This window comes from Loigolactobacillus zhaoyuanensis, from assembly GCF_003946385.1.
Classification (GTDB): domain Bacteria; phylum Bacillota; class Bacilli; order Lactobacillales; family Lactobacillaceae; genus Loigolactobacillus; species Loigolactobacillus zhaoyuanensis.
This window is the reverse complement of sequence record NZ_RHOE01000078.1, coordinates 1-9,370: the sequence shown is the minus strand read 5'-3', so window position 1 is coordinate 9,370 and position 9,370 is coordinate 1. Positions and strand designations below refer to the sequence as shown.

Annotated in this window: 10 protein-coding genes; 5 read left to right on the top strand and 5 right to left on the bottom strand. The window is 43.3% G+C overall.

Going from position 1 to position 9,370, the window contains the following annotated elements:
* Positions 1-185 precede the first annotated feature (185 nt).
* The 4 genes from EKM76_RS13805 to larE all read left to right on the top strand — a co-directional run bounded on the left by EKM76_RS13805 (position 186) and on the right by larE (position 3,077).
* Positions 186-914: a LarC family nickel insertion protein gene (locus tag EKM76_RS13805; RefSeq protein WP_386794879.1), complete on the top strand. Its 729-nt coding sequence runs from the start codon at positions 186-188 to the stop codon at positions 912-914.
* A 41-nt stretch (positions 915-955) separates the two neighbouring features.
* A complete protein-coding gene (locus tag EKM76_RS13800) occupies positions 956-1,366 on the top strand; it encodes a LarC family nickel insertion protein (protein WP_263853693.1) in 411 nt (136 codons plus the stop codon).
* A gap of 21 nt (positions 1,367-1,387) precedes the next feature.
* Positions 1,388-2,101, top strand: a complete 714-nt coding sequence (gene larD / locus EKM76_RS11670) for a D/L-lactic acid transporter LarD (protein WP_125550801.1) — start codon at positions 1,388-1,390, stop codon at positions 2,099-2,101.
* Positions 2,102-2,255: 154 nt separating this feature from the next.
* Positions 2,256-3,077 (top strand): ATP-dependent sacrificial sulfur transferase LarE, encoded by an 822-nt coding sequence (gene larE, locus EKM76_RS11665; RefSeq protein WP_125550800.1) that lies wholly within the window; start codon positions 2,256-2,258, stop codon positions 3,075-3,077.
* Positions 3,078-3,159: 82 nt separating this feature from the next.
* Here larE and EKM76_RS11660 read toward each other — a convergent pair whose 3' ends face one another.
* Together EKM76_RS11660 and EKM76_RS11655 are read right to left on the bottom strand one after the other, a co-directional pair.
* On the bottom strand, positions 3,160-3,552 hold the full coding sequence (locus tag EKM76_RS11660; protein WP_125550799.1) for a phosphate-starvation-inducible protein PsiE: 393 nt from the start codon (positions 3,550-3,552) through the stop codon (positions 3,160-3,162).
* A gap of 216 nt (positions 3,553-3,768) precedes the next feature.
* Complete coding sequence (locus EKM76_RS11655; RefSeq protein WP_125550798.1) at positions 3,769-4,617, bottom strand: aldo/keto reductase; 849 nt, start codon at positions 4,615-4,617, stop codon at positions 3,769-3,771.
* Between the two features lie 156 nt (positions 4,618-4,773).
* Here EKM76_RS11655 and EKM76_RS11650 point away from each other — a divergent pair, with 156 nt between their 5' ends.
* Positions 4,774-5,367: an ECF transporter S component gene (locus tag EKM76_RS11650; protein ID WP_125550797.1), complete on the top strand. Its 594-nt coding sequence runs from the start codon at positions 4,774-4,776 to the stop codon at positions 5,365-5,367.
* A 58-nt stretch (positions 5,368-5,425) separates the two neighbouring features.
* Here EKM76_RS11650 and EKM76_RS11645 read toward each other — a convergent pair whose 3' ends face one another.
* From EKM76_RS11645 to EKM76_RS11635, 3 genes are all read right to left on the bottom strand, one after another.
* On the bottom strand, positions 5,426-7,417 hold the full coding sequence (locus tag EKM76_RS11645; protein WP_125550796.1) for a cation:proton antiporter: 1,992 nt from the start codon (positions 7,415-7,417) through the stop codon (positions 5,426-5,428).
* Between the two features lie 156 nt (positions 7,418-7,573).
* A complete protein-coding gene (locus EKM76_RS11640; RefSeq protein WP_125550795.1) occupies positions 7,574-8,434 on the bottom strand; it encodes a DegV family protein in 861 nt (286 codons plus the stop codon).
* Complete coding sequence (locus EKM76_RS11635) at positions 8,427-8,969, bottom strand: DUF1836 domain-containing protein (RefSeq protein WP_125550794.1); 543 nt, start codon at positions 8,967-8,969, stop codon at positions 8,427-8,429. The genes EKM76_RS11640 and EKM76_RS11635 overlap by 8 nt, the downstream gene beginning before the upstream one ends.
* Positions 8,970-9,370 lie beyond the last annotated feature (401 nt).

Here is a 9,370-nt window from a genome sequence, read left to right as displayed (position 1 = left end):
AAGGAATCCAAGACGCGCTTAACCACCGGCCACGTCGGAGCTTGAACTACAACTGCGCCAGTGAACTATTCATTGATTTAGATGATTAACTATACCAATTTATAAGAATAGGTCGATACTGTTGCACTTGATTTGACAATTTGGGAACATTATATTTAGATGCTTTTTCCGGCATCAGCGGTGATATGTTTATTGGCGCATTGCTGGACCTCGGTGTTGATTTTGAACAATTTAAGCAAGAATTAGCCAAGCTAGGTGTTACCGGTTATACGTTGAGCCAAAAGCGTGAAGCAAAAAGCAATATTTATGGCACTAATTTTGACGTGATTTTACCGCACGAAAAAGATCATGGTTTTGTCGAAGATCATCATCACGCGCACCATCATCATGGCCGTCATTTGCAGGAAATTCTTGATCTGATCAGCCACAGTGAACTATCTGCTTGGGTCAAAGAAAAATCCAGCGCCGTTTTCAATGAAATTGCGCAAGCCGAAGCGGTGGTCCATCATATGCCGCTGACGGAAGTTCATTTTCACGAAGTTGGTGCGTTGGATTCGATCGTTGACATTGTGGGCTGCTGCATTGCTTTAGAATTATTACAAGTCGATCGAGTGGAATGTTCAGCTTTGGCTGACGGCAGTGGCTTCATTCAAGTTGCCCACGGCCAGATGCCGGTGCCGGTGCCTGCCGTGATGCAAATGCGCGTTGGTACGGAAATTCCGATCAAGGCACGGCCAGAAGTGCATACTGAATTGATCACACCAACGGGGATGGGTTTAGTTAAAGTCTTAGTTGATGATTTTGGTTCCTTGCCAGAAACAATGACGCCATTAAAAATCGGTTATGGTTTTGGTAAACGTGATACTGGCGGTTTTAACGCCTTAAGAACCGTTTTATTTGAAAAAAAAAACTAAGTCAGCAGATCGTCACTAAAGCGGCTGATCAAGTTCTTTTATTGGAAGCTAATTTAGACGATCAAACTGGTGAAGCCTTAGGTTACGTCATGCAATTATTATTGGATGCTGGCGCGTTAGACGTGTATTTTACGCCAATTCAAATGAAAAAAAATCGGCCAGCAACTAAATTATCAGTTCTGATCCAGCCAGCAGCGCGGGAACAATTTGTCCAGCTACTGTTGCAGCACACCAGCACGATCGGTGTGCGCTATCAGACTTGGCAACGAACTATTATGCAGCGCCACTTTGAACAAGTGATGACCACATATGGATCGGTACAGATTAAAGTGGTGACCTATGGCGAAATCGTTAAACGCACACCAGAATACGCGGACTGCGCACGCTTAGCGCAACAGCAGCAGGTACCGCTGATGACGGTTTACCAAGCCGCGTTACAGCAAGTGAAATAGAAGTAGAGAGGAAGAGACAGATTGCTCCAGCGATTAATTGCGGAATTTATGGGCACCGCCTTAATGATTATTTTTGGTGTCGGTGTCCACTGTAGCGAAGTTTTAAAAGGAACTAAATATCGGGGTTCCGGCCATATTTTTGCCATCACCACTTGGGGTTTTGGTATCACCATCGCCTTATTTATTTTTGGCGACGTCTGTATCAACCCAGCAATGGTTTTGGCTCAATGTTTGTTAGGTAATATTAAATGGGTATTTTTCATTCCCTATTCAGTGGCCGAAGTTTTAGGTGGTGTGGTGGGTGCCATGATCGTTTGGGTCATGTACGCTGATCATTTCAAAGCCTCAGAAAAAGAAATTTCACCGATCACGATTCGTAATTTATTTGCCACTGCGCCAGCCATTCGTAATTTACCACGGAATTTCTTTGTCGAGTTTTTTGACACCTTCATTTTTATTTCCGGTATTTTAGCGATTTCAACGGTAAAAACACCAGGAATCGTGCCGATCGGTGTTGGCTTACTAGTTTGGGCGATCGGCATGGGTTTAGGCGGACCAACTGGTTTCGCCATGAACTTAGCCCGCGATATGGGCCCACGGATCGCCCACGCCTTATTACCGATCAAAAATAAAGCAAACAGTGATTGGCAATATGGTATTTTAGTGCCAGGCATTGCCCCATTCGTCGGTGCCGCCTGTGCCGCCTGGTTCATGCACGGATTTTTCAATATTTAAAGAGTGTTTTGAAAAAGCGTTCAGATTCTGAGCACTAGCCTAGCAAGTCAATAAGACACACAAAGTGGATTGTTTGACTTGCGTAGCTAGGCGCAGGAATCTGCTTTTTCAAACACGTTTACACCACACAATACAAAAAAAGGAAGCTTTTAATATGCAAACTTTAGCAGAAAAGAAACAAGCACTTGTTGCCAACTTGGAACAATTAAAGAATGTCGTCGTCGCATTTTCTGGCGGTATCGACAGTACCTTGGTTTTAAAAATGGCTTTGAATGTTTTAGGGGCTGAACATGTAACGGCAGTCGTTGCCAACTCCGAATTATTCACTGATGAAGAATTTGATAAGGCCGTTAGTTTGGCCAAAGAATTAGGCGCTAACGTCCAAACAACTACGATCGACTACTTAGCCAATGACCATATCAAACAAAACTTGGCCGATAGCTGGTACTATGCCAAAAAAATGTTCTATAATCGCTTAAATGAACTTGCTGACGGCACAGCTGTGTTGGATGGCATGATCATGGATGATAACAATGATTACCGTCCCGGTTTGAAAGCACGGACTGAAGCCGGCGCGCACAGCCCATTACAAGACGCTGATCTATACAAAAGGGATGTCCGCGAATTAGCCCAAGAACTGGGCCTGACCAACTGGAACAAAGTTGCGTCTTGCTCCGTTTCTTCACGGTTCCCATACGGTACGACCTTGACTTCAGCTAAGTTGCAACAAGTAATGCAAGCAGAAAAGTATATTCGCGACCTTGGTTTCCCAACGGTGCGCGTTCGTTACCACGAAGAAATTGCGCGGATCGAATTACCCGAAGCACGTTTCAACGACTTCTTAGTTTTCAATCAACGGGTCAACGACGCTTTGCTTAAATTAGGTTTCAAATATGTTACTATCGATTTAGGCGGCTTCCGTAGCGGTCGGATGAACGATGTTTTATCGAAAAAAGAATTAGCCCAATTCGCATAAAGTGAATTATGGCATAGTGTATTAAAAAAATTCCAGTCACGCTACGATCTAGCCTTCTACCATCAGTGGTAGGGGGCTTTTTTTACTTGATATAGTCATTGGTACGGGGAATCAACTGTAACGCGCCAACCAAAGTAAAAATAGCTAATGCCAGCAACAAAGTTTGTAAAGCATCATCGTGGTAGACAATAATTACCCGCAATAATGCAGTAATACCAATGTAGATAAATCGATTTAATGAGATATGGGCGTTTTCTTCAAAATAAGCTTTGACCAACGCCACAAATTCAAAATACAGAAAAAAAGCGATCGTAGCTTCGGCGATCTTAGCGAAGTGTGATTCAGTTAACGGTTTTAGGAATAACTCGATCAGATGGTAGCCTTCACGGAACATAAATAAAAACATAACGATACCTAAACCCAACATGGCTAGGTTTAGACTGAGAGTAAAAAAGCGCGCGATTTTTTGTTGCATCAAGTGACCTCATTTCAAAAGTGATAGCATGACGTAAGTTTTAGTGATGACGTGATCAGACAGAACGCCTTTAACTTATTTTAGAGAAAATACAACTAAAATACTATTCAAGTGACTTGGCGCAATGAAGTTCGAGCGCAGCAGCGAATTAAATCACAAATACAAATAAACCTCACGTCGTAAATGACGTGAGGTTTTTAGTGGATCGTTATTTTATTATCCTTGGGTCGGATTATGTGTTTTACTAGGTGCTGTATCGGGCATGGCGTTTAACGTTGCCATGTCGGCAGCGTTGATTTCAAAGTCCAGTTGCGCGTTGTTTTGAATGTGATCTTCACCAACGGCCTTAGGCAGCGGCAAGACATCATTTTGCAAGCAGAAGCGTAGCGCAAGTTGGGCGACGCTAACGTTATATTTTGCTGCCAATTTTTTCATTTGTTGATTCTGCAGCAGGCCACCAGTTGCTAATGGCGAGTAGGCCTCGACTAAAATATTGTTGGCCTTAGCGAATTTGGTGATTTTAGGCTCAGTGAAGCCAACGTAATATTGAATTTGGTCGACCATCGGCTTAATTTTTGCGGCGGGTAAAATATTTTCTAGATCATGGACGTTGAAATTAGATACACCGATCGCTTTAACTTTGCCGGTGGCGTAGATAGCTTCCATTGCGCGCCAGACTTCAATATTTTCGGCGTCACAATTTTTGCCAATTTCAGTCCATGGCCAAGGCGCGTGCACTAAATACAAATCAAGATAGTCAATATCTAATTGGGTCATAGTACTGTTGAAATCAGCAATGGCGCCGTCATAGGTTTTAGTCGCGCCAGGTAATTTAGAAGTTACAAAAATTTCCTGACGGGGGATGCCTGATTCACGGATCGCCCGCCCGACATCAGCTTCGTTGCCATAAGCTTTCGCGGTATCAATGTGGCGATAACCCAATTTTAAGGCTGTCGCTGCTGCATTATACGCGGTGTCACCGATAGGAACTTGCCACATACCGAAACCAACTTTGGGAATCGTTACACCGTTAGCTAACTTAAATGTATCTGTCAAAATTGCCACGATTCTTCACCTACTTTTTAAATTTGATCGAACAATTTAAGTATACACGCTTTAGCAAAATTCGGGGTAGGTTGGGCTGATATTTAGCGCTTAGCGACTGATTTTATGGTAATATAATGACGTTAGTTAATTTGCTTAAAATTAAGGAGTAGCGCGATGACCCATAAAAATAAAGCGTATCGCATTAGTATTTTAGCCATGTTTATTGCTATTATCATTATTCAAAACTTTGTGCCGATGTTCGGCTACATTCCGATCGGGTTGCTTGATTTAACTACGATCCACATCACGGTGATCATTGCCGCGATTATTTTAGGTCCAGGCGATGGCGCCTTGATTGGTGGTGCGTGGGGCTTGATCACCTTTATTCGTGCTTTTACTGCGCCGACTAGCCCGCTGGCACCGCTTGTTTTTACCAATCCAGTTGTGTCGATCGTGCCACGGATTTTAATTGGGCTCGTTGCCGGGTGGCTGTTTATCTGGCTACAACGTAAAATGAAGCGCACGCCAGCAATGATGTTGGCGGCATTGGCCGGGGCGCTGATCAACACGATTTTGGTGCTTGGCTTGATCTATATGTTTTACCGGACACCAGCAGTGGCGCAGGCTTATGGCACCGCCGATGTTAGTCGCTTAGGTGGCTTGTTGTTAGTGGTGGTCGGTACAAATGGAATCCCAGAAGCGATCCTGGCCGCAGTTGTGGCACCGCTGATCTGTACACCGCTAATGCGTTTCCGCAAGCAACGCTAAAAATATGAAAAACGTTAGTAAAGTGGTCGTGTATCCACTTTACTAACGTTTTTTAATATCATTCGTCGGCTTGACTATTTTGCATATAAACGATCTCGTCGTAGGAGATCTGCTCGCGTAACTGGCTTGCCGTGGTGGTATTAATTTTTTGTTCGCGTAATTGATTTTCAACGTAGTCATATTCAAACTGGAACGCAGCAATGAAAAGGTGCATCTGCTCCTGATTAGCGGTTTCTGTGTTACTGAAGCGGCGATGACGCACATTATAGGACTGTTGGACAATGGCGATCGCCGCATAATTTTCTGGTGTTGTCTGGTGGTTTAAGAAGGCGGTAACCGCATTATAGCCAGATTCCTCAATAACAGCTAATTGCTGGCGCTGTTGTTTGATTTTTTTAATAAATTGTTCGCGATCAGGTTGTGCTTGCGCATATTGGGCTTTGTATCGGCGTTTTCTGCTAAAAAAACGACCACGAAATTTGAAAATTAATTTAAGCCGTAACAGCAGAAAACGGCCAGTGGAAATCCGGGTCATGTAATCACTAGTGGTTAAGAAACGTTGGTACCAGGCTTCCAATTCTGGTGTTAACTCATCACGTTGCTTTAATTCGGCTAAGGCGGCTTGTTCAGCTGCTTGTGCTTGACTAAAAACTGCACGTAGTTGTTCATGATCTGGTCGGGTGTAATCTTGTTTTTGTTGATAGAGTGCTTCTAAAACGGTTTGTTGCGCTAGAGTAGCGTCATCGTTTTTTAACTGGCCGATCGCATAATCCAGCATATCATTACGGACTAGGTGTAGATCGACTACAGGTACAAGCTGTGTTGGTTTTGGAAGTAGCAACGGCATCACAACGGTTGGCACCAGTAAACTAATTAAAATTACGCTAGCGGCAACAAAAATAATCTCGTTGCGCATAGGAAAGTTGTGGCCGGCGACGACGAAAGGCAGCGACAATGCCATTGATAAGGTGACTGTCCCGTGAATGCCACCAGTAGCAATCAGCGCGCTGATCATTTGTTTCGGGTAGTGGCGTAAATTGATTTTGATGAAGCCGAAATAAACCCAGAGAAAGCGCAAGCCACTGGCCACTAAATAAATCAGCACGGCTAAACCTAATAAAGTGAAGAATTGTACCGTGTGCTGTGTACTTAGCGTAACGACAACCGTTGGCAGTGTCAAACCTAGTAAAACAAAGACGAAGCCATTTAGAATATCACTAATGATCTGCCAAGTGGTTTGCGACACAAACTGAACTTTGGTCGACGTGAGCTGCAGATGATCTTGCTCAATACCATGGATCAAGCCAGCAGCCACTGCGGCAAGGATACCAGATGTACCAAAGTGTTCGGCTACGAAATAGACGATAAATGGCGTTAAGATCTGAATCGGCAGCAGAATTTGCACAGCGCCAATGTTGCGCCGCCGTAGCAGTATTCGTAGCGACACAATTAAGTAACCTAGTACTGCACCAATCATTAAGCCACCAAAAAAAGCGTAGAGAAATTCAAGAATACCTTGGGACACCGAAAAGTGGCCGGTGCGCAATGCCGCTAAGCTAAGTTCTAGCGCCACGATCCCAGTTGCATCATTAAATAGTGACTCATTTTCTAACGTATTGAGCACCCGCTGTGGGAGGCCGATATTGGCGGTGATCGATTTAACTGCCACCGCATCGGTGGGACTAACGATCGCCCCTAGCGCAAAAGCTAACGGTAACGTAAACAGCGGCCACAGTGCGTGAATACTGAAGCCGAGCACCAAGACCGTGACCAGTACTAAAGTAATGGCCAAGGATAAAGTGGTTCTGAAATTACGTGTCAAACTACGGCGCGACGTATTTTGCGCATCATTAAACATAAGTGGCGTGATGATGGCGTACAAAAAGATCGAAGGGTCCAGTCGGTAATTGTGGTACAGCGGCAATAAGGTAAATAGCAGACCCATACCGATCTGATAGAAAGCCAGTGGAATTCGATCATAAAGGCCATATAAAATATTGGCGGCAATCACTGCGCCGAGTAATAAAACAATTGCAAAAACAGCTTCCAAGATATTAACTCCTCATAAATAGGTGGTTTATTAGCGAAAAAACGACTCAACAAACTTTAAGCGCCCAAAATTAATCAATGACTGAATTATAACGCAATAAATAGAACAATAAAAAACAATCAGTCTGCGGCTGATTGTTTTTTAGTATCACTATAATTAGGCTAGAACTTGTACACCGAGACCAATCAATCCTGGTCCTGTGTGCACGCCAAGCGCAGGAGAAACATTGCCGGTAAAAATATGTTCGGCTTGGGGATAAAGTTGGTGTAGCTCTTCGGTGAATTGAGCGGCTATTTTATGGTTAGCACCATCCGCAACCGCCAAATTAAAGCGCTTGGCGTTACCGATCGCTGCAGCTAATAACTGTTTCATTTTTTGTAGCGTCTTTTTCTCGCCGCGAATCTTAGCAATTGGGTAATAGATGCCTTCATCATCGCAGGAAATAATTGGTTTAATGTTCAATAAAGTACCCGCCATTCCAGCAACTCGGCCGATGCGACCGCCTTTTTGTAAATAAGTTAACGTTGGGACATAGAAAAAAACTTTAGTGCGTTTAGCAACAGTACGGATCCGCGCCTCAATTTCCACCTTATGCAGACCTTCTTCACTGAGCTGGGTCGCTAAAATGGCGGTCAGTCCGCTAGCGATACCGATATTTTTCGTATCGATCACGCTGACATCTAAGCCAGAAACCCGCGCGGCTATTTGAACTTGCTGGAAAGTGCCAGATAAGCCGCTGGAAATACAAATGGCGATCACTTCCTTGAAACCGTCAGCCTTGATATCAGCAAAAGCTTTGGCGATCAAGTCACCAGTCGGCGAAGCTGTTTTTGGAACTTCATTAACTAAGTTAGCGTAAACCGTATCGGGATCGATAGTGACTTTATCTAAATAGATTTTGTCATGATAAGCAATGGTCATTGGCACCATATAAAGGTGGTGTTCAGCAATGAATTCTTCCGGAACGTCAGAACAAGAATCGACTAGAATTGCAACCTGTTGATTAAGTTTAGTCATGGACAATAACTCCTTTTTTAGTGTGCGGCGCGTGTAGCATTAAGCGCTCGCTGATCAATTGATAAATAATCGTCGTTGCTGCAGTTTGCTGCACCGCGACTTCCCAAGTAAATTCATTGGTAAAAGGTAACGGCACGGCTTGGGTTAAATTCAGTGCCTGTAATTGTGTGGTGAAATTATGAATAAAGCGATCATAGGCTGCCTGCGCTGACAAGGCATTAAGCTCACCAGCGAAGCCGCCACGAATCATATCTAAGGGAAAAACCGTTTTTAACAGCGTCAACGTGATAACTGCGGCTAAATGTTGGCGTTGATAGCGCTTTTTGACTGGTTTGAACATGACTTTATGTTTAACGTAATTATTGATCATCGCTGGTGTGACTGGATCAAGCGCTAATGGCGCCAAATATTGATTGACCAAGCTGACCAGCTGTTCCATATAGATATCAAAATCAGGAAAATCGCTCCAATAAGGTAATTGAATTGCCTGGAATTTTGTTAGCCATTTCTGAAAATCTTCTGTTTGTGTGGGCATAAGGATCCTCTCTTCATTAATGAAGTGTCTAAATTAAGATATGGTCATTCATTAGCTGATTGTTAACAGTATAAACGCATAATCTAGTTTTGTAAACTAGATAGTATGATTGATTATGTTACGACATGTAGTTTCGCTTTTAAAAATCACTTTACGCGCCTAGCTTTTATCACTAATAGATAAAAATAAACCGCTTACCGCGACTATTTTAGTGGTAAATTTTTGATTTTCCTTTTTTATATAAAAAATTAGTTGCCGAGTTTACAATTGAAGTGCAACACCCAATGAACTAGACCAACTATAGACAAAAAGGCCATGAAGACCTATTCTTATAATCGCCAAGAAAATAAGAGAGTAGGTGCCTTCATGACCCAATCCCAGAGTACCATGTCTAGCCATTA